Source organism: Actinacidiphila glaucinigra (genome assembly GCF_035918135.1).
GTDB lineage: Bacteria > Actinomycetota > Actinomycetes > Streptomycetales > Streptomycetaceae > Actinacidiphila > Actinacidiphila glaucinigra.
In genome coordinates this window covers 1,467,013-1,485,985 of record NZ_CP109144.1, presented here as the reverse complement: position 1 = coordinate 1,485,985, position 18,973 = coordinate 1,467,013, and the positions used below count along the sequence as shown (strand labels likewise).

Annotated in this window: 22 protein-coding genes; 11 read left to right on the top strand and 11 right to left on the bottom strand. The window is 74.0% G+C overall.

Annotated features, from left to right (window positions below):
- Window positions 1-281: 281 nt before the first annotated feature.
- Entirely contained in the window at window positions 282-1,466 is a 1,185-nt protein-coding gene (locus OIE69_RS06515; protein WP_392567652.1) for a glycoside hydrolase family 64 protein, read from the bottom strand.
- A gap of 189 nt (window positions 1,467-1,655) precedes the next feature.
- Entirely contained in the window at window positions 1,656-2,156 is a 501-nt protein-coding gene (locus tag OIE69_RS06510) for a GNAT family N-acetyltransferase (protein WP_326570985.1), read from the bottom strand.
- Window positions 2,157-2,819: 663 nt separating this feature from the next.
- Between OIE69_RS06510 and OIE69_RS06505 the strand changes: the two genes are divergently transcribed.
- Window positions 2,820-3,230 carry a hypothetical protein gene (locus OIE69_RS06505; RefSeq protein ID WP_326570984.1) on the top strand — a complete coding sequence of 137 codons (411 nt, stop codon included), beginning with the start codon at window positions 2,820-2,822 and terminating at the stop codon, window positions 3,228-3,230.
- A gap of 555 nt (window positions 3,231-3,785) precedes the next feature.
- Here OIE69_RS06505 and OIE69_RS06500 read toward each other — a convergent pair.
- Window positions 3,786-4,022 (bottom strand): DUF5133 domain-containing protein, encoded by a 237-nt coding sequence (locus OIE69_RS06500; RefSeq protein WP_326570983.1) that lies wholly within the window; start codon window positions 4,020-4,022, stop codon window positions 3,786-3,788.
- Between the two features lie 119 nt (window positions 4,023-4,141).
- Between OIE69_RS06500 and OIE69_RS06495 the strand changes: the two genes are divergently transcribed.
- Window positions 4,142-4,483 carry a hypothetical protein gene (locus tag OIE69_RS06495; RefSeq protein ID WP_326570982.1) on the top strand — a complete coding sequence of 114 codons (342 nt, stop codon included), beginning with the start codon at window positions 4,142-4,144 and terminating at the stop codon, window positions 4,481-4,483.
- A 196-nt stretch (window positions 4,484-4,679) separates the two neighbouring features.
- On the opposite strand, the gene OIE69_RS06490 is transcribed toward OIE69_RS06495, so the two are convergent.
- Entirely contained in the window at window positions 4,680-4,919 is a 240-nt protein-coding gene (locus OIE69_RS06490; RefSeq protein WP_326570981.1) for a WhiB family transcriptional regulator, read from the bottom strand.
- A 195-nt stretch (window positions 4,920-5,114) separates the two neighbouring features.
- Here OIE69_RS06490 and OIE69_RS06485 point away from each other — a divergent pair, with 195 nt between their 5' ends.
- The 3 genes from OIE69_RS06485 to OIE69_RS06475 all read left to right on the top strand — a co-directional run bounded on the left by OIE69_RS06485 (window position 5,115) and on the right by OIE69_RS06475 (window position 6,373).
- A complete protein-coding gene (locus OIE69_RS06485) occupies window positions 5,115-5,594 on the top strand; it encodes a DUF6882 domain-containing protein (protein WP_326570980.1) in 480 nt (159 codons plus the stop codon).
- Window positions 5,595-5,684: 90 nt separating this feature from the next.
- Window positions 5,685-6,131: an alpha/beta hydrolase gene (locus OIE69_RS06480; RefSeq protein ID WP_326570979.1), complete on the top strand. Its 447-nt coding sequence runs from the start codon at window positions 5,685-5,687 to the stop codon at window positions 6,129-6,131.
- Window positions 6,128-6,373 carry a hypothetical protein gene (locus OIE69_RS06475; protein WP_326570978.1) on the top strand — a complete coding sequence of 82 codons (246 nt, stop codon included), beginning with the start codon at window positions 6,128-6,130 and terminating at the stop codon, window positions 6,371-6,373. The genes OIE69_RS06480 and OIE69_RS06475 overlap by 4 nt, the downstream gene beginning before the upstream one ends.
- Window positions 6,374-6,416: 43 nt before the next feature.
- Here OIE69_RS06475 and OIE69_RS06470 read toward each other — a convergent pair whose 3' ends face one another.
- Window positions 6,417-7,328: an HD domain-containing protein gene (locus OIE69_RS06470; protein ID WP_326570977.1), complete on the bottom strand. Its 912-nt coding sequence runs from the start codon at window positions 7,326-7,328 to the stop codon at window positions 6,417-6,419.
- A gap of 178 nt (window positions 7,329-7,506) precedes the next feature.
- On the opposite strand from OIE69_RS06470, the gene OIE69_RS06465 reads away from it, so the two are divergent.
- Complete coding sequence (locus OIE69_RS06465; protein ID WP_326570976.1) at window positions 7,507-8,700, top strand: damage-control phosphatase ARMT1 family protein; 1,194 nt, start codon at window positions 7,507-7,509, stop codon at window positions 8,698-8,700.
- A gap of 12 nt (window positions 8,701-8,712) precedes the next feature.
- Here the strand turns inward: OIE69_RS06465 and OIE69_RS06460 are convergent, their stop codons facing one another.
- Together OIE69_RS06460 and OIE69_RS06455 are read right to left on the bottom strand one after the other, a co-directional pair.
- Entirely contained in the window at window positions 8,713-9,003 is a 291-nt protein-coding gene (locus OIE69_RS06460; RefSeq protein WP_326570975.1) for a DUF6295 family protein, read from the bottom strand.
- Window positions 9,003-9,746: a dienelactone hydrolase family protein gene (locus tag OIE69_RS06455; protein ID WP_326570974.1), complete on the bottom strand. Its 744-nt coding sequence runs from the start codon at window positions 9,744-9,746 to the stop codon at window positions 9,003-9,005. The genes OIE69_RS06460 and OIE69_RS06455 overlap by 1 nt, the downstream gene beginning before the upstream one ends.
- A 113-nt stretch (window positions 9,747-9,859) precedes the next feature.
- On the opposite strand from OIE69_RS06455, the gene OIE69_RS06450 reads away from it, so the two are divergent.
- Window positions 9,860-10,846 carry a phosphotransferase gene (locus OIE69_RS06450; RefSeq protein ID WP_326570973.1) on the top strand — a complete coding sequence of 329 codons (987 nt, stop codon included), beginning with the start codon at window positions 9,860-9,862 and terminating at the stop codon, window positions 10,844-10,846.
- Between the two features lie 16 nt (window positions 10,847-10,862).
- On the opposite strand, the gene OIE69_RS06445 is transcribed toward OIE69_RS06450, so the two are convergent.
- Together OIE69_RS06445 and OIE69_RS06440 are read right to left on the bottom strand one after the other, a co-directional pair.
- On the bottom strand, window positions 10,863-11,135 hold the full coding sequence (locus OIE69_RS06445) for a DUF1905 domain-containing protein (RefSeq protein WP_326570972.1): 273 nt from the start codon (window positions 11,133-11,135) through the stop codon (window positions 10,863-10,865).
- Between the two features lie 56 nt (window positions 11,136-11,191).
- The gene (locus OIE69_RS06440) at window positions 11,192-11,572 is read right to left on the bottom strand and encodes an effector-associated constant component EACC1 (RefSeq protein WP_326570971.1); all 381 of its coding nucleotides are present in this window, start codon (window positions 11,570-11,572) and stop codon (window positions 11,192-11,194) included.
- Between the two features lie 154 nt (window positions 11,573-11,726).
- Between OIE69_RS06440 and OIE69_RS06435 the strand changes: the two genes are divergently transcribed.
- Window positions 11,727-12,485 carry an IclR family transcriptional regulator gene (locus tag OIE69_RS06435; RefSeq protein ID WP_326570970.1) on the top strand — a complete coding sequence of 253 codons (759 nt, stop codon included), beginning with the start codon at window positions 11,727-11,729 and terminating at the stop codon, window positions 12,483-12,485.
- A gap of 98 nt (window positions 12,486-12,583) precedes the next feature.
- Complete coding sequence (locus OIE69_RS06430) at window positions 12,584-13,720, top strand: PP2C family protein-serine/threonine phosphatase (RefSeq protein ID WP_326570969.1); 1,137 nt, start codon at window positions 12,584-12,586, stop codon at window positions 13,718-13,720.
- 29 nt (window positions 13,721-13,749) lie between these two features.
- Here OIE69_RS06430 and OIE69_RS06425 read toward each other — a convergent pair whose 3' ends face one another.
- Window positions 13,750-16,188: an ATP-binding SpoIIE family protein phosphatase gene (locus OIE69_RS06425; protein WP_326570968.1), complete on the bottom strand. Its 2,439-nt coding sequence runs from the start codon at window positions 16,186-16,188 to the stop codon at window positions 13,750-13,752.
- Window positions 16,189-16,398: 210 nt separating this feature from the next.
- Between OIE69_RS06425 and OIE69_RS06420 the strand changes: the two genes are divergently transcribed.
- Window positions 16,399-16,989, top strand: coding sequence for a TIGR03086 family metal-binding protein (locus OIE69_RS06420; protein ID WP_326570967.1), 591 nt, complete (start codon window positions 16,399-16,401; stop codon window positions 16,987-16,989).
- Here OIE69_RS06420 and OIE69_RS06415 read toward each other — a convergent pair.
- Window positions 16,952-17,815, bottom strand: coding sequence for a class I SAM-dependent methyltransferase (locus OIE69_RS06415; protein ID WP_326570966.1), 864 nt, complete (start codon window positions 17,813-17,815; stop codon window positions 16,952-16,954). The two genes, OIE69_RS06420 and OIE69_RS06415, sit on opposite strands and share 38 nt — an antisense overlap.
- A gap of 327 nt (window positions 17,816-18,142) precedes the next feature.
- Between OIE69_RS06415 and OIE69_RS06410 the strand changes: the two genes are divergently transcribed.
- Window positions 18,143-18,601 carry a lamin tail domain-containing protein gene (locus OIE69_RS06410; protein WP_326570965.1) on the top strand — a complete coding sequence of 153 codons (459 nt, stop codon included), beginning with the start codon at window positions 18,143-18,145 and terminating at the stop codon, window positions 18,599-18,601.
- The last annotated feature ends 372 nt before the right edge of the window (window positions 18,602-18,973 follow it).

Sequence of the window (18,973 nt, the reverse complement as noted above, 5' to 3'; positions counted from 1 at the left end):
GATCCACAACCGAGTCCGCGAGGAACCGCCCTACAGCGTGTCGAGCACCGCCGCGATCCTGCCCGAGGCCATCGGCGGACTCTTCAGCGGCGAGGATGACGGAGGCGCCGGCGGATTTGGTGCCGTACTCGGAGTGCATTTACCAGGCCCGCCGGCCCTGCGCACCGAATGCGCCGGCGGGCTCGCCGGGTTGGAGCAGGGGGACCACGTCGCGCGCCTCGCGCAGGGAGGCGCCGGCCTCGCCTGCACGGCGGAAGGCACGGGCGACGTGGTCCTCGACGCTAGTCGAGCGGGTCCAGCGTGATGTACGCCTGTTGCGGGTCGGGGTCGTTGACCAGGGACTCGTGGTTGCCGACGTCGTCGAAGGCGAAGGCGTACGCCTTGCCGTCGGCCGTGCGCGCGTGGATCTCGCGGGCGTAGTGGTTGGTCACGGCGTCCTGGTAGAAGCCGGCCGCGCCGGTGTCCGGCTGCGCCGGGTTGGTGAGCAGGGTGGAGCGGTTGAAGCCGGCGCACAGCGTGCGCGAAATCGGCCCGCGCACCAGGTCGTTGGGCGCGTCCAGCAGCTTGTGGCAGCCGAAGATGCTGTCCGCGTCGGGCTTCTGGAACGAGGTGACTACGGCCCCGGAGGCGTCGGTGAAGCGCATGACGCCGCCGGAGACGCGCCCGTAGTACTTCGTGCCGGGCCGGTCGCCGAAGGGTGTCATCGTCAGCGTCGCCGCGGAGTACTTCTGCCAGACGCGGTTGACGTAGTCGTCCATGACGGTGCGCGGGAGCGCGCCCGTCTCCGTCCCGTGGCCCGGGGAGAGCGCGCGGAGCACGGTGCCGTCGGAGCGGGTCTGCACGAGGTTCGCCCAGCCGCCCGTCCGGCCGCGCAGGGCGGCGAAGAAGCCGTTCCAGCCGCCCGGCACGAGGTGCCCGGTGGTCGTGGTGCTGCCGTCGGCGCGCTTGAGGCCGACGGCGTACGGGGCGGAGAACATGTCCACCTGGGTGCTGTTGATCCACAGTCCGGAGTCGTTCAGCGTGTACTCGGACCAGTTGAAGAGGATGTCCCGGTTGGGGTCGGAGGGGTTCTGCACCGCGGGCTGGACCAGGCCCCCCGTGGTCAGCCTGAAGTCCAGTTTCCGGCCGTACGAGAAGTAGACGCGGCCGGAGAACTTGGGTATGCGGATGGTGACGGACCTGCCGTTGGCGGGGCCGGGGATCGAGGCGTCGGGCGCCGGGGTCGGCGGGTTGCCACCGGCCGGCCAGGGGTGGAAGGTGCCGCCCGCGTCGGCCCAGCCCTGGCGGCCCGTGGCGAGTTCGGTGCCCAGGTCGTAGAGGTAGACGGGTTCGTCGCGGCCGGAGTTGTTGGTGAACGTCAGCGGGATGGTGGCGGGGACGGCGGCCTCGGCGCGGGGGGACCAGGTGCCGAGGCCGGTGAGGCCGACCGTCATCAGCAGCGCGGCCAGCAGGGCCGCGAAGGGCATGCGTCGGATGTGCACGCGCTTCCTCCTTGTGTGGGGGGGTGGAGGGACGCCAGGAGTGGCGGAGCAGTGCGTGAGAGCGCTCTCAAGCGTCAATGCGTGAGGCGGACATGTCAATGCATGGCGTCGGAGTTGTCGATGGCGCGCACCTTTGCGTGCAGCCGGGACCAACCGGCCCCCGGTGGCGATGTCTCAGCCCGCGTGGCGCAGCCACACGTACGCGACCGGCTGCGGCACGTTCCACTCCGCTGCCTGCTCCGCGGGGACGGGGGTGAAGCCCGCCCCGAGGTAGCACCGCAGCGCGGCGGCGTTGTCGGGGTGCACGCGCAGGAAGACCTCGGCCAGGCCGGTCAGCCGGGCCCGCGCGGTCAGCCCGGCGGTCAGACGCCGCCCGAGGCCGCGCCCGCGGGCCGAGGGCGCGACGATGACGCGGGCCAGTTCGACCTCGTTCTCCTCGGCGTCCAGCCAGAGTTCGCCGTAGCCGACGAGGTCCGGTCCGTCGTACAGCAGGTACGCCTCGACGTCCTCCGCGTCGCGCCAGCCCGCGACCACCGCGCCCGCCAGCGGGTGCTCGTGCCGCCCGCACCACAGGGCGACCTCCCGCGCCGTGGCGGGCCAGCCCGCCACCGTGGCGGCATACGTCGCGTCGCCCCCATGCGGCCCGTCCGCCCCGTCGGCCCGGAGCAGCTCCATCGTTCCTCCGCCTCTCGCGTCCGGGCGCCGCCAGGCACGGCGGCAGCCCGATCGGTCAGCGTACGGGCCCCGATCCAGCAGCTCATCGGGCGGGCCATGACGGGCACGTGTTCGGGACGAGATGTCCGTGTGGAGACGGGTCCCACTCCTCTGAGAAGTTCGTGAGCCTCGAGCTTTCCGGAAGACCGGGATCGTTGCCTTCGGACCGACGCATGTGGGGAATGGGTCGATCGCGGATGTCGAGACGCCGGTCGAGCCGGCCGCGCAGACGAGGAGAAGCTCCTCGGAGAGTCCCCAGCCGGCGCACCTCTTCCGCCTTGCTTTCCGTACGTCCTGCAAGCGTGAGCACGGCGGCACACGGTCGTTCGCCCTCGGCAGGATCGCCGCCACGGCAGCGTGGAGGGCTCGCGGGACTGCGATGTCAGCGCGGGGGTGGCCCGCAAGCAGACACAGGAGCTTGTTGTCGTTCCAAGCACTGTCTCGGGCCGCGCTCAGCTCCGTCAGGGTGTCGGGCGCCGTGTGGGGATTGGCCGCAAGGCGATGCAGGACGGAACTGTCGCTCTCGATCCTCGCCGGTCCAAGGTGGTCGGCAGGCGTATGCACGTACGGTGGCCTCGCAGGCTCGCCCGGAAGGAAAGAGGGCGGCCTCTGATCGTAAGCGGCGTGGAGATCGCCTACGGGACAGCCCTTGGCGGGCTGCCGGATGGCATGATCCGGACCGTGAGGGCAGACCCTGGACCGGGTGAGACCGGTGGGCTCGAGGACGATGCCTTTCGCCTGGTCCGCGAAGAGGTACCGCACCTTGTCGTCGAGCGGGAAATGGCAGATCAGGCGGGGATCCAGTCGGGCCACCATGGCGGGATGTTGCTGGGCGGGCAAAGCCCGGAACCGCTGAAAGAACCGTCGAGAGTCCCCTCTGTCTTGAAGTACCACCAGGCCAAGAAGGTCAGTGTCGTCACGACCAGCACCATCGACGCACCCACCCGTAGCGCGGTCGGCGCACGGAAGGTCAGCAACCAGGACACCGTGCAGGACGAGCGCATACAGCCCGAAGTCGACTACGTGCTCGGGTAGCTCGACGTACCAGAACCCGAACCTGTCGCCGGCCTCCAGCCCGGCATCGCAGTACGCCCGCGCGCTGAAAGCCAGCAGCCAGGCTCCGTAGCCCGCGAACATCCCGAAGACGGTTGCTCTGACCCAGGGATCCACGCATGCGACCGCGACTTGCTTTGGCTCATGATCGGACATGACGTCTGAGCGTGGCCCACAGTTGCGCGCGGCCGCATCTCCGCCGCTGCGGTTCGCCTTCCTCAGGTCGCGGGCTGCGGGGCGGGCCCCGGTGACGGGAGCGGTCCCGGTTCGGGCCCGGGGCCCGGCGGCGTGGGGTCCGGGGGGACGGGGTCCGGACCGTGCGGCGGGGGCGTCGGCGGCAGCGGGTCCGGGCCGCCCGGGGGGATGGGCCCGGGTGCGGGACCCGGCTCCGGTCCCGTGGGGCCGGGCGACGGAGTGGGGCTCGGAGGCACCGGATCGTTGGGGGGCGTGGCGTTCGGCGTCATGCGTTCCTCCCGGTTCGGGCCGTCTGCGCTGAGGGGCGCGTACCCGGGACTCCGCCGCTCACGCGGCCCGGCCTCAGGAACCGGGAACGGTGCCGTCCGCCGGCCGTGCCCCAGGCAGCCTGCCGCGGGCGGCCGCGAGCGCGGCCTCCACGTCCGTGGTCCCCGTGGCCACGCACAGCGTGTACGCCACGTCCTCCAGCCGTCGGCGCGCTTCGGGGCCGTCGTTCCCGCCGTTCACGGCGTCCGCCGCCCGCAGCGCCTCGTACTGCTCGACCAGCATGTGCAGAACCACGGGATGGGCCATCAACATGATCGGGATCCCTCCGTCACGACACGGGCACATTCTGCGACTCCGCGACCGGGTACCCCTCATCCCTTCCGCCATTCGGGGTAAGTGACAGGCATGGGCGGGTGGTGGAGGGGGCGGTGATGGAGGGTTCGGGGCTCACGGAGCGCGAACGGCGCGCGCTGGCGGAGATCGAGGACCTGATGCGCGACGACGACGTGCTCGAACGTCAGTTGCGCACGATGCGGCTGGACCCGGAGCCGGACCCGCACCCGGGCCCGGCCGACCTGTTGCGGCGGCCACGCGCCCTGCTGCTGGCGCTGCTGGCGATCGTGTGCCTGGGGCTGCTGATCGCCGCGACCGTGACGACCCTTCTGGCGGTCGTCTGCGCCTTCGTGGTGACGTGGCTGGTCACCCTGGTCGTGGCCGTTCGCCTGCCGGGCACGGCTCGCCGCCGCGGCCGCGGCCGCCGTCGTCGTCGCTGAGCCGGCGCCACCGACCGCGTCTCACGGCCGCGAGAGCACCTCGGCGGCCCCCTGCCGGACAGGCGAGGGGCCGCCGAGGGGTGGGGTCTGCGCCCCGGGCGCTGCGCCGCGGGGAGAGCCCGCCGTCTTCGCCGCCGCCGGCGCCCGCAGGCGCCGACTCCCGCCCCGTCGTGCCGGGACCGGGGCCGCGGGGCGCTCACCCGGTGCGGGCGGCGCGGCGGCGTATGGCGCGGCGCTCCTCCTCGGACGTGCCGCCCCAAATACCCGGGGACTGCCCGGTGGTGAGTGCCCATTCGAGGCAGTCGCCGATCACCGGGCACCTCTCGCAGACCGCTTTGGCACGGGCCTCCTGCCCCGCACCCGGGCCCGACGAGCCGACCGGGAAGAACAGTTCGGGATCCTCTTCTGCGCAAGCGGCGCTTCGCCACCAGCCCATCGTTTCGACTCCTTCCGGAGGAAGCGTTCGGGGGTGCCACGGACATTGCCGTGATGCCGCGCCTACCCGATGTGCCGGGGCCGATGCCTCCCGATCCGCAGCGGACGCGCGAACGGCCGAAGGGACCCGCCACCGGTGCGCATTCGGCCCGGTGAGAGGATCCGGTACCGAAACCGACCCCGGAGGCGAGGGCCCATGACGCAGCACGACCATGCCGCCTGGGAGGAGGTCGTCCTGGCGGCGCGCGAGCGGGCGCGCACCCGGCAGGCACTCATGGTCGAGCGCTTCGGGCTCTCCGGTGACGTGCGGTACGACTGGACGCTGGAGGACGCCCGCATCGCCTGGGCGCGCGGCGGGGAGGTGTTCCTCACCGGCCGGATCACGATGATCGGCAGCGTCGGCCTCACCCAGGGCACCTGGCTCTGGTCGTGGGCGAACGACTCGCTGCCCCCGGCCGCCGTCGGGGACACGGACCGCGTACGGCGGTTCGGCGAGGCGAACGGCTTCCCGGTCCTGCCGTGGCCCGGCTTCGGCGCCGACCCCCGGCTGGTCGCCGAGGCCCGCATGGTCGCCGCCTCCGTACTCGACGCCGAGGGGCTGTGGGCGGACACGGTCGAGGACACACAAGTCCACTTCCTGCTGCACGACCTGACTCCGTCCGCCCCGGCGGCCTGACGCCACGAGGTCGCGAGGCCACGCGGCCGGCCGGCCGGGCCCGCCCCGCTGGTCGTCGTCTCGCACGGCACCGGAGGCTCGGGCGGTGACATGGAGTGGCTGGTGCGTCCGCTGCGCGAGGAGGGTCCGCGGGTACTGGCCCTGGACCACCACGGCAACAACTTCGTGGACGGATACGAGCCGGAGGGCTTCCTCCACGTGTGGGAGCGGCCGCGGGACGTCTCCTTCGCCCACGACGAGCTCGCCGGGGAACGGCCACTGGGACCCGTCGGCGCGGCGGGCTTCTCGCTGGGCGCCCACACGGCGGTGGCGCTCGCCGGGGCCCGCCTCGACACGGACGTGCTGTGGGCCGTGCTGTCGGGCGCCGTGCCGCTGCCGGACATCCCCCGAGTTCCCCGGTGTGCTCGAGGCGTACCGCAAGAAGTACCCCGACGACCTCTCGGTACGGCGGGCGATCGACGGCGCGGGGGGCGGACCTCTCGGACGCGCGGGTGCGGGCGGTCTTCCAAGTGGCCCCCGGCGTCGGCGGATTCGTGACCTCGCGGAGCCTGGCGGCGGTCCGGGTGCCCGTGGGCATCCGCTGGGGCGGTGCCGACACGGTCAACCCGTACGAGGCCGACACCAGGCCCTACGTGGAGCACATCCCCACAGCGAGCGGCCGCTGCGCCGGTGCCCACGTCCGCCACGACGACTTCTTCGCGCCGGAGCCCGCCGACCCGGGAGTCCGCCACCGCGTCGGCGGGGAGGCAGCCGTCTTCTTCGCGCGGCACCTGCGCTGACCGAGCTGTCCGCGCCGATCGCCCCGCCGCCCCCGTGCGCCCCTCAGGTGCGGCCAGGTTCGCGCCCCAGGGCAGCGGGGCTCCCCGCGCCCCGGACCACGGGGAACGCCGTGTGGAAGGCCAGGCGCCGGTCGGCGTCGGCGGCGACCTCGCCGAGGAATCCGTCCAGCGCAAGGAACACCTCCCAGCGCTCGTCGCCGGTCGCCCCTGCCAGCCGGTCGACGACCAGGTCCTCCAGCTCCGTGACGCGTTTGCCCTTCCAGACCTTGTCGGCCACGCTCACCAGCAGGTCCTCCATGGTGACGGCCCCGTCCGTCCACGACCCGTGCGTGGCCGCGAAGCGCGCCAGGCGCGGCGCGACGCCCCGCGCCAGCAGCAGCGCGCGGCCCGCCCTCTCGTGGGCGCTGCCAGGCCCCGACAACTCGGCGACGTGCAGCGCCTTTCCGATGTCGTGGGTGGCCGCGCCGAAGAGCACGGCCTCGCGGTCGACGACCAGGTCGGGGCTGTACTGCCGGATCCACTCGACCAGTTCGCAGGCCACGTCGTGAACGAGCCGCAGGTGGGCCGCGAGCCGCGGCGGAGCGCCGACGTCCCGCAGCAGCCGTTCGACCTCGGGTGGCAGCGGCCGCTCCCGTCCCTGTACGAGGGCCCGGTCGAGGTCCGACACCCGAACGGGTCCTCCGGCCTCCGCCGTCGCCCCGGCGGGTCCTCCGGCCTCCGCCGTCGCCCCGGCGGCGCGCAGTGCGGCGACGGCCGCCTCGGCATCCTCCTCCGGCACGTCGCGCAGCACCGCCACCGGCACCCGGCCCGTGAGGAACCGGCAGTGCTCCGCGCCCCGTCCCGTCAGCCGGCCCAGCACGGCCACGACGTCCGGCACTCGCGGCCCCACCTCCACGAGCACCACCGTCGCCGGCGGCGCGCCGCCCTCCGCCCCCACCTCACGCACCACGGCCATGCGCCCTCCCCGTCACTCCTCGTCCCCCGCCGCGGACAGCGTGCCCCACGCCGCGCGGCAGGGGAACCGCGCGTGCCGCGTGCCCACGTACGGCCGGGGTGCCCCACTTCCCCTCCGCTTCCTGTGAGAATGCCCGCGACCGCTGCCCCCGCCCCCGACCGCTGGAGGACGACGACGCATGGGTGGACACCCCGAAGGCCTCCCCGGCCCCGCGCTCCCGCAGGCACCGCCGATCACCTGCGACGAGCCCGGGTCCTTCGCCCGGAGCGTCTTCCAGGAACGGCACCCCGTGCTGATCCGCCGCATCCTGGACGCCGTCCCGTACGGACCGGAGCGCCGCCGGGCCTTCGCCGCGCTGCTGGAGGAGTCGTGCTCCGGCACGGTCGCCGGGCTGCCGCGGGACGCGCCGGACCTGGCGGCGTGGGAGGAGTGGGGCGAAGGGCGCTTCGGGCGGCCGTGGGCCGAACTGCCCTTCCTGTGGTCGGAGTCGTACTTCTACCGCCGGCTGCTCGACCCCGCCGGTTACCTCGCCGCAGGAGCGTGGCACGGCGTGGACCTGTTCGCGCCGTTCAAGGACGCCGAGCTGGACGGTCCCGGCTTCGCCGCCGACCTCGCCGCCCTCGACGGGCTGCCCGGGCTCGCCCCCGCCGAGCGGGAACACGCGCTGCTCGCGGCCGCCGTGTGGGGCAACCAGGCGGACCTCGGCTTCACCATGGTGGCCGAGGCGTCCGCCCCCGAGGCTTCCGGGACGCTCGTCGCCGACGAGTCGGAGCGGCTGTGGTCCCTGCTGGTCGGCGGCACGGTCGTCGTGGTCACCGACAACAGCGCCCGCGAGGTCCTGGCCGACCTCGCCCTCGTCGACGGCCTTCTCGCGAGCGGACGCGCCGACGAGGTCCACCTGCTGGTCAAACCCCACCCGTACTACGTCTCCGACGCCACCACCCAGGACGTCCTGTCCTGCCTGCGCCGGATGACCGCCGCCCCCGGCGAGGCCGCCCGCATCGGCGGGCGCCTGCTGGCGGCGCTGCGCGAAGGGCGGCTCACGCTGACCGCGCACCCCTTCGCCTGCGCGCCGCTCGGCTATCGCGACATGCCGTACGACCTGCGGGAACGTTTCGCGGCCGCGCGGCTGACGGTGATGAAGGGCGACCTCAACTACCGGCGGCTGGTGGACGACCGGTTCTGGCCCCCGACGGTGCCGTTCGCGGACGTCACCGCCTGGTTCCCGGGACCGGTCGCCACCCTGCGCACCCTCAAGTCCGACACCGTCGCCGGGCTCGCCCCGGAGACCGTGGCCCGGCTCGACGCCGGCGGCATCGCGTGGCGCACCAGCGGCACGCACGCCCTGATCCAGGTCACGGTCCCGGGGTGACGGCCCGTTCCGTCAGCGCGCCGCCGGCGCGGCCTGCCCGGAGGAGGCCAGCCCCGGTGGGGCGGCCGCCAGCGCGGAGCGGATCGCGTCGACCAGGGCCAGCGCCGCCTCCTCGGTGAGCTCGACGGCGACCCGGGCCGACGGCCCCAGCGCCGGGTTGAGGAAGTCGATGTTGACGGCGTGCTCGTACGGCGCGTGCTGCGGGTGGTCGACGTAGACCATGGCCTCGGTCAGCCCGAAGTAGCCCTGGGCGCCCTTGCCGCTGCCGTCGATGCGGATCTTCTCGGTGAGGTACGTGCACATCAGAGGTGCTCCCTGAAGAAGGCCAGGACCTTCGACCAGCCGTCGACCGCCGCCTCGTTGCGGTAGCTCGGACGGTTCACGGCGAAGAAGGCGTGGCCGGCGTTCTCGTAGGTGTGGAACTCGTACGGCTTGCCCTGCGCCTTGAGCTCGGCCTCCAGTTCGGCGACGTGCTCGGGGGAGGGGTAGCTGTCCTCCGCGCCGAACAGCCCCAGCAGCGGGCCGTGCAGGTCCTTCGTCAGGTGGACGATGGGCTCGACCTGGAGCGGGAAGCCCTCCGGCGGCCGGCCCGCGACGAAGGCGCCGTAGCAGTCCACGCCGGCCTGCACGTCAAGCGAGGCCAGGGCGAGGAAGGCCTGGCGCCCGCCGGAGCAGTAACCGATCACGCCGACCTTGCCGTTGGACGACGGCAGGCCCCGCAGGTACTCGGTGGCGCCCGCGGCGTCCCCCAGGAACCGCTCGTCGGGCACGCCGCCCCGCGCGCGTGCCGCCGCGGCCGCGTCGTCCGGCGACGCGCCGGGCGCCTCACGGCTGTAGAGGTTCGGGCAGACGGCCGCGAAGCCCTCCGCCGCGAACCGCCGGGTGATCTCCTTGGTGGAGTCGTCGTAGCCGGGCATGTGGTGGATCACCACGACGCCGCCGAAGGGACCGGGGGCCATGGGGCGGGCGGAGTACGCCTCGATGCGGTCGCCGCCGTGGCCGGTGACGGTCACGGTCACGGTCTCGGCGAGGAGTGCGTCATACATGTACGTCGATCCTTCCGGGGGGACGGATGATCAGCACTCTATGCCGCATGCGCTTTCCCCTCGCCGCCGCCCCGCCCTGGACCCCGGCGGAAGCCGTTTCGTAGGGTCGCCGTATGAGAGAACGGCCCGAGGGGATCGGCGAGCCGGAGCTGGGTGACGCGCTGCGCGGTTGGGGGATTGACGTGGCGTCATGGACGTACGAGCCCGTGGGCTTCGGCGACTACCACTGGACGGCGGACGACGCCCGCGGCCGCCGCTGGTTCGTCACCGTCGCCGACCTGGCGCACAAGAGCCACTGCGGCGCGGGCGCCGACGCCGCCTTCGAGGGACTGAGCCGGGCCATGGACACCGCCCTCGCCCTGCGGGAGCGCGCCGGACGGGATTTCGTGGTCGCGCCGGTCCCCGCCGCGAGCGGCGGTACGGTGCACCGGGTCGGCGCCCGGTACGGGGTGAGCGTCTTCCCCCACGCGGACGGCGTCGCCGGCCGATTCGGCGACCGCCTCGGCGCGCGCGAACGCGGCGCCGTGCTGGACACCCTGGCCGTGCTCCACCGGACGCCGCCTCCGGAGCCCACCCCACGTGTGCGGCTCGCGCTCCCGGGCCGCGCAGCCCTGGAGTCGGCACTCGCCGGGCTGCGCGACCCCTGGCAGGGGGGCCCGTACGCCGGGCGGGCCAGGGAGCTGACGAGGGAGCACGCCGGGGTGCTCCGGCGGCGGCTCGACGAGTTCGACCGGCGTGCCGGCGCCCTCGAAGGCGCGGGAGGCGAACGCGTCGTCACCCATGGCGAGCCGCACCCCGGCAACCTGCTGCGCCAGGGCGCGGGGTACGCGCTGGTCGACTGGGACACCGTGGGCCTCGCCCTTCCCGAGCGTGATCTGTGGCTGGTCGCCACCGGGCCCGAGGACCTCGACCGCTACCAGGACGCGACCGGCCGCCGCCCGGATCCGGAAGCCCTCGCCCTCCACGGCCTGCGTTGGCGGTTGGCGGACGTCGCCGCCTACCTCGGCGACTTCCGTTCCCCGCACACCGCCACGTCCGACTCCGACCTGGCCTGGCGGTCCCTGGCCGGCACGGTGCGCGCCCTGGCGGAGGCGGGCTGAACGGGCCGCACGCCCCTCAGCGGTCCAGCCGTTCCTCCAGGCGCACGGTCACGGTGTCCCCCTCGCTCTTGCCGATGGCCTTGCGGATCCCGGCGTTCACCGGCAGCTTGTGGGTGCCGTCGCCGAGGGCCATGAACGAACTGCGGAACGGCTGCCCGTCGATCGTGCCCCGTACCTTGACCAGCCCGCGGGTGCCGAAGAACTCCGCGGCCTCGGGCCAGACGACGTAGGTCCAGCCGCCCTTGGCCGGGCTCTTCCGCAATGTGGCGGTGAACTGCTTGTCGATCATCGAATGCCTCCGGTGGTGTCGTCCGCACCCTTGATGACGGCGCGGGCCCCCGGAACTCATCGTCGCGGCCCCCCCCGGCACCGCGCCGTCCGGTCACGGCGGTCGGTGGCGCGGAGTGCCTCGAGGGCACGGGTGGCGGTATCGATGTCCTGCCCGGACAGGGCGACGGCGACGCCGTCCTGCCCGAAGGTCATCTCCGGGGCCGAGGGGCGGGCCGCGCGCCAGGCCGGCCAGGCCGCGGCGAGATCGGCCGGCCGGAAGCCGCCGTCGAGGACGATCCGCACACCGTCCGGGGCGCCGCCGGGCGCGGGGCCGTGCCCGGCGAGGGTGACGTCGGCGTTGCGCCGCACACAGGGGTCGGCGTCGAGCAGCCGGCTGTGGAACGGGCGCAGCCCGTCCCCGGCGTCCTGCGCCTGTGTCGTGACGACGAGGTCCATCGGCACCGCTCCCCCCGGGACCAGCACCGTACCGCCGTCACCGTGGCACGACGGCGCGCGGGGGCGCCGGCATCTGCGCACGGAAGGGGACGAGACCTGCGGTGCGGTGTTCCCGTCGCTTGCCGGGGTCCGGCGAGGGGCGCAGGCTGGAGGCATGGCTGCTCAGGGCGGGCCGACGCTCATCACGTCCGTCCAGCGGGCCTTCCGCCTGCTGGAGGCGGTGGGCGCACACGAGTCCGGTGCGCCGGCGAAACAGCTGGCGCGCGAGACGGAACTGCCGCTCGCCACCGCCTACCACCTGCTGCGGACCCTCACCCACGACGGCTACGTGCGCAAGCTCGACGACGGCGGCTTCGCCCTCGGTGAGAAGCTCGAGGCCCTGCACGCCGCGAGCCGCCCGCAGATGCCGCTCAGCCGCGTCCGGCCGGCGCTGGCCGCGCTGCGCGACGACCTGTCGGCCGCCGCCTATCTGACCTTCTACGAGGACGGCGAGATCCGGGTGGCGGACATCGTCGACGGCCCCCGCACCCCGCGGGTCGACCTCTGGGTGGGCTTCGACGACGCGGGACACGCCACCGCGCTCGGCAAGTGCGTGCTGCGCGAGCTGGACGAGGAGTCCCGCAACGACTACCTCTCCCGGCACCCGCTGGCCGATCTGACCCCGCGCACGATCACCCGCCGCACCGAGCTGCTGCGGCGCCTGGAGGACGTACCCGCCCCTCCCGCCGTCATGGACCTGGAGGAGTACGCCCTCGGCACCGTCTGCGTCGCGGTGCCCGTCTACAGCGGCGGCACCCTGGGCTCGCTCGGTGTGTCGCTCCGCGCGGACCGGGTCGCCGCGCGCGACGAGGTGCGCGCCAAGCTGCTCGCGACGGCGAGCCGGGTGACCCGGGGGCTGTCGCTCACTATCTGAAATCCCCGCCCTTGTGGCCGAGCCGCATACACCCATTAACTGGTCGAAACGGACAGCGGCGGTGTGACGCCTCACACAGGCAGGGATTGCGGACGAACATGAGTCAAGCCCCGGACCAGCGGCACGGCGGCCGGCCGGCGTGGCAGGCCGCCACGGGAACGCCCTTTCTGGTCATCTGCGCGGTGGCCTTCGTCGCCTTCGCCAGCGGCAGCGGCCCGGACTGGCTGCCGCTGCTCGCCGTCGGGCCGGCGCTCGCCGCGGCCGTCGGAGGCCCCTGGCGCGTGCTGCGAGCCGGTGTGCTCGCCGTGGCGCTGGCCGCCGTCCTCGGCGCCTACAACGACACGCCCGGCGACAAGCTGGCCATCGTGCTGGGCGCGCTGACTGCGGTCACCCTGGCGAGCGGGCTGGGCGCAGCCGTCCGCAAACGCCGTGAACGCGTGCTCGCGGCCGTCCGTTCGGTCGCCGAGGCCGCGCAGCATGCGCTGCTGCTCCCCGTGCCGGAGACGGTCGGCCCCTTCCAGGTCGCCGTGCGCTACAGCGCGGCCGCGGCGGAGGCCCGGATCGGCGGCGACCTGTACGCCCTGGTGCCCACGCCGTACGGGGTGCGGCTGATCGTGGGCGACGTCCGCGGCAAGGGGCTGCCGGCGGTGAGCACCGCCGCCCTGGTGCTGGGCGTGTTCCGCGAGGCGGCGTACGACGAGCCCGACCTGCTCGACGTCGTCGACCGGATCGAGCGCAGTCTGGCCCGCAACCTCGGCCCGGACGACTTCGTCACCGCAGTCGTCGTCGGGCACCCGCGCCCGGGCCGCATGGAGGTCGTCAACTGCGGCCACGCCCACCCGCTGCTGCTGCGCGGGGGCGACGTCGTCGCCGTCGAGTCCTCCGGCCACGTCCCGCCGCTGGGGCTGCGCGCGCTGGCCGGGGAGGAGCCGGAGCTCCAGGTGCTGCCGTTCTCCGAGGGCGACCAGTTGCTGCTGTACACCGACGGTGTCGTCGAGGCCCGCGACCACGGCCGCCGCTTCTACCCCCTGGACGAGCGCGTCACGCGCCATCTGACCGACGACCCGGCGCGTACCCTGGCCGCGCTCCACGAGGACCTGCTGCACCACGTCGGCGGCAGGCTGCACGACGACGCGGCGCTGCTCCTGCTGCGCAGCACCTCCGGTGTCGCGCCCGTCACCGAGCTGCCCGTCCCCGCCCTGACCGGCGGCGCGTGCGGGACCGGGGCCGCCTGACGCACCGGCCGCCGCGGTGCCGACGGCGGTCAGGCATCGCCCGGCGCCCCGTCCGGTGCGGGCAGCGGCTGCTCGGCCCAGAGGGTCTTGCCGCGGGCGTGGTAGCGCGTGCCCCACAGCGACGCGAGCTGCGAGACCAGGTAGAGCCCGCGGCCGCCCTCGTCCGTCTCCAGGGCGCGACGGACGTGCGGCGAGGTGCTGCTTCCGTCCCCGACCTCGCAGATCAGCCGGCGATCGCGGATCAGCCGCAGCCGCACCGGCGGCGAGCCGTAGCGGATCGCGTTCGTGACCAGCTCGCTGACCAGCAGCTCGGTGGTGAACTCCAGCTCCGCCAGGTCCCATTCGGCGAGTTTCCCGGTCACCAGCCCGCGCGCCCGCCCGACGGACTCCGGCGCGTCCGGCAGGTCCCAGGTCGCGTACCGGTCCGGCGGCAGCCGGTGCAGCCGTGCCACCAGGAGCGACACGTCCTCCCCGGGATGCCCGCCGGGCACCAGCCGGCGCAGGGTCTCGTCGGCGACCTCGCCGGGCTCGCTCCCGGCGGAGGCACCGGCCCCGGCCAGCGCCTCGCCCAGCCGGAGCACCGCCCCGCCCCCGGACTCCGGGGCGAGCAGTCCGTCGGTGTACAGGGCGAGGAGGTCACCGTCGGCGTGGGCCATCTCCGCGCACTCGAACGGCACGCCACCGGTGCCCAGCGCGGGTGTCGCCGGGGTCCCGGACACCGACACCTCGCCGTCGGGACTCAGCCGTGCCGGCATCGCGTGTCCGGCGCTCGCCATGAGGGAGCGCATGGTGATCGGGTCGAAGATCGCGTAGAGGCAGGTCGGGGCCGTGGCCCCGGGCGTGGGGCCGCCCTGCTCGTCCTGGAAGCGCTTGACCTGGTCGCTCAGATGCGTCAGTAGTTCCTCGGGCGCCATGTCCAGGTCCGCCAGCGTCCGCACCGCCGTCCGGAGCCGGCCCATGGACACCGCCGAGTGCAGCCCGCGCCCGCCCGCCTCGCCGATGACCAGGGCGGTACGCGCGCCGGAGAGCGGGATGACGTCGAACCAGCTGCCGCCGAGCCCGGCGTGGCCGCCGCGGGACAGGTGGCGCGAGGCGGTCTCCACGGTCGCCAGCACCGGCAGCCGCTGCGGCAGGAGGTTGCGCTGCAGTGTCATCGCCGTGGCGCGTTCACGGGTGTAGCGGCTGGCGTTGTCGATGCAGACCGCGGCACGCGCGGCGAACTCCTGGGCGAGCAGGACGTCGTCCGCCTCGAAGGAGTGCGCCCGGCTGAACCGTACGAAGAGCACCACGCCCAGCGCCGCCCCCCGTGCGAACATCGGCACCAGCAGCCAGGACCGCACGGCGAAGCCGCGGATCAGCTGCGCCCGGGCGGGATCGGCGGCCTCGAGCTCGACCAGCAGCTCCTCGCCGGTCAGCAGGACCGGCTTTCCGGTGGCCAGGGCCCGGGCGGCCGGGGTGCCGGGCATGGACGCAAAGCGGTCCACCTCACCCGGCGAGACCACGGTCCGCGCCGGGCCGTCGGGGACCATGGTCGCGGCCGCGCGGCGCAGGGGCACCGTCTCGGCGACCGGCCCGGGCAGCGGCTCCTCACCGCCCAGCACCGTGTCCAGCAGGTTGACGTAACTGAAGTCGGCGAACCGCGGCACCGCCACGTCCGTCAGCTCCTGCGCCGTGTGCAGCACGTCCAGGGTGCTGCCGATCCGCGCGCTGGCCTCGTTGACCAGGTCGAGCCGTTCCCGGGCCCGGGCCTCCGTGGTGAGGTCGAAGACCATGTGCGCCAGGGCCACCACGTCACCGTCGGCGCCGCGCAGCGGCAGGATCGTCTCCGACCAGACGGTGTCCCGGTCCGGGTCGCGGGGGTCGCGGCCGCGCACCTCGCTGCCGATCATCGCCCGGCCCGAGGTGAGCACCAGGCGCTGGCGCGCCTCGAAGGCGTCCGTGTCCAGCAGACCGGGCGGCGACACCTCGCGCATGGTGCGCCCGACGAAGTCGTCGGGGAAGCCCGTCGCGCGGATCTGGGAGTCGTTGCGGGCCAGGAAGCACAGGTCCGTGTCGAAGACGTCGATGATGAACGGGGACTCCGTGAACAGGCCGTGCAGCAGCGCACCGAGCAGGTCGTCATGCCGCACCGCCTCGGCGTTCTCCGCCTGCAGCAGCCACTGGTCCGGCGCGAGGGGATGTCCCCACAGCACCACCCCGACGGGCGTGCCCTCCCGGTGCCGCAGCAGCAGCGGACCCAGGAAGACCGAGTGCTCGGGGCAGACGAGGCCCGCGAGGCGGGCGCCGTCGGCGCGGGACCACAGCAGCCGGGACACCGGCCCGCGGGCCTCTGCGGCCGCCCAGCCGAGCAGCCGCTCCGCGCCGGGGGTCCAGTTCGTCACGGTGCCCCGTGCGTCGACGACGGCGAAGGCGTCGCCTCTGGACCGGGGGAAACCGTCAGGGGCGTCGGCGAACAGCGTGCCGCGCATGTCCACCCGTCACGCCCACCCGGCCCTGGCACACCCAAGGATTCCCACAGACCAATACTGCCCGCGGTCAAGATCTGGGGCACGCGGTGCGTGTGCCGCCGCCGTGACCTGCCAGAACGCGACCAACGGAGGCCGTTTCGGCGTACGGCGATGAGTTCGGGGCACCGCACCGGTCCTCAACGGTGACGGCAACCGACCCAGGGGATCCCCATGACGTCTCATCCCGACCTCCGCCCGGCCGCCCGGGACGTGAGCGCACTGCTGGAGCAGATCGGCGACAAGCACCTCGACGCGCCCACCCCCTGTCCCGACTACACCGTGGCGCACCTCATCGGGCACATCGCCGGGCTCTGCGCCGCCTTCCGCGACGCCGCCCGCAAGGACTTCGGCCCGGCCACGGACACTGATCCCGGCGCATCCGTCCCCGAGCTCCCCGCCGCCTGGCGCGAGCTGCTGCCCGTCCTGCTGACCGAGGTGGCGGAGGCCTGGAACGGCCCCGGGGCGTGGGAGGGCGAGACGCGGGCCGGCGGGATCGCCCTGCCCGCGGACGCCGCGGGCCGTTTCGCGCTGAACGAGCTGCTGGTCCACGGCTGGGACCTGGCCCGGGCGACGGGGCTCGACCACCACCCCGACGAGCCGGGCACGGAGATCGCGCTCGCCCTGCTCACGGCTGCCCGGGCGGCATCCGGCGACGGCTCGGGGCCCTTCGGCCGGCCCGTACCGGTCCCGGACTCCGCGCCGGCGCTGGACCGGCTGGTCGGTCTCACCGGCCGGGATCCGGGGTGGACCCCGCCGCGCTGAGCGGCCGGCGGCCCCAGGCGGAGACCATGGGCGCCGTGGCCAGGTCGAGCGTGCCCGTGGCGACGTTCGCCAGATGGCGGTCGACCTCCTCGTCGGTGGCCAACCCGGCCGACACGAGCCGGTCCCTGATGTGCCGCACCGTGGCCGCCTCCAGGACGGCGCAGGCCGGTGACGTGATCGGGAAGTACGCGTCGGCCCCGACCTCCTCCAGCCCGGCCTCCCGCAGCAGGCGCGGCAGCCTCCGCCCGTAGGCCAGGTCCGCCCCGCGCTCGGCCATCAGCGCGCGGAAGCCCGAGCGCAGGCGGTTGGCGAGCCGCTGCTCCGGTCCGGACTCGTCCGGGCAGAGCAGCGGCTGCAGCCCGGGATCGGCGTCCTCCAGCAGCAGCCGGCCGCCGGGGCGCAGCGCGCCGACCATACGCCGCAGCGCCTCCGCCCGGTCGGTGACGTGCACCAGCACCAGCCGGGCGTGGACGAGGTCGAAGCCGCCCGGCGGGGCGGGGTCGGCGGCGACGTCGTGCCGCAGCACCCGGACGACGCCTCCCGTGGCGTCACGGGCCCACGACACGTCGATGTCGGTGGCGACCACGGCGCCGCCGGGGCCGACCCGCGCGGCCAGTCCGAGAGGCACCGAGGCGCCCCCGGCACCCACCTCCCAGCAGCGCATCCCGGACCCGACGCCGAGCGCGTCGACGTGCCGGAACGTCACCGGGTCGAAGAGCTCGGCGAAGGCCTCGAAGCGTGTCCCCGCCTCGGCCCGGCGGTTGTCCAGCAGATAGCCGTGGTCATGCCCCGGAACGCCCCCGTGGTCCGTGCCGCGTGTCGTCATGGCGCGATTCTCCGTTACCGGGGCCCTTCTCCGGCTGCCGGGGGCCGCCCGGCGATCAGGACACTCGTGTGGGTGACACCGAAAAGCCCGCACGGCGGTGCCCGGCGGATGGGTGCATCACGCAGGCAGTCGATATTTCAGCTGAGATTGACAGATGTCGCTTACAGCTAACAGTTACGGATATGTCCGCATTCTGTAACGCGAAGCGATTGTTCCGGTTGTGCGCGCCGCCGCCGGGTCAGAGTTGGGTCATCGGCAACCGCCGAAGCATCCGCACCGCGGGAACGGCCCGAAAGGGCCTGGAACGCACCTTGTTGAGGGGGCATCATGTCTGCTCGTATCACCCGTCGCGTCATCGCCACCGTCCTCGCCTCCGGAGCGATCGTCGCCGGCGCCGCCCTGCCGGCCACCGCGGCGGACGGCCGCGACCACGGCCGCGACCACGGACGGTCTTCGGTGGTCATCGGTGAGGTCAACACCCGCGACGGCCACGGCCGCTTCGGGCGCGGCGGCGGCGAATGGATCGAAGTGGTGAACACCGGCCGCCGCTCGGTCAACCTGCGCGGCTGGACCCTGTCGGACCGCGACGGCAACCGCTACCGCTTCAACAACGTGTGGCTCGTCGGGCACTCGAAGGTGCGCGTGCACACCGGCTTCGGCCGTGACACCCGGCGCGACGTCTTCCAGGACCGCCGCAACTCCGTCTGGGACCGCCGCGACGCCGCGACCCTGCGCAACGACCACCGCCGGGTCGTCGACGTGAAGTCCTGGAGCGGCCGCCGCTGACCGGCACCCGATCCGGGCCGTGCCGCCGCATCCCCGTGGCCGGCACGGCCCACCCCGTCCCCTCCACGGCGTGCCGCGGCGGAAATCCGCTGCGGCACGCCGTCGTGCTGCGCGAGCATGGCGGCATGGACCGCGAACCGGACACATGGGTGACCCTCTTCGGCTACGAGAACCTGCCGGGCTGCCCCCGGCCCACCGAGCTGACGGCACGTTGACTGCGGGACCGGGGGATCGACTGGTGGCCGTTCGCCGACCATGAGCTGATAATCGACCTCGCCTGCGGGATCGGGGAGGACGGGCACTGGCACGGCACCTACGGCGTGAGGATCGACGCCGCCGCACTGCGTCGGCTCGGACTCCACCCGGACCAGC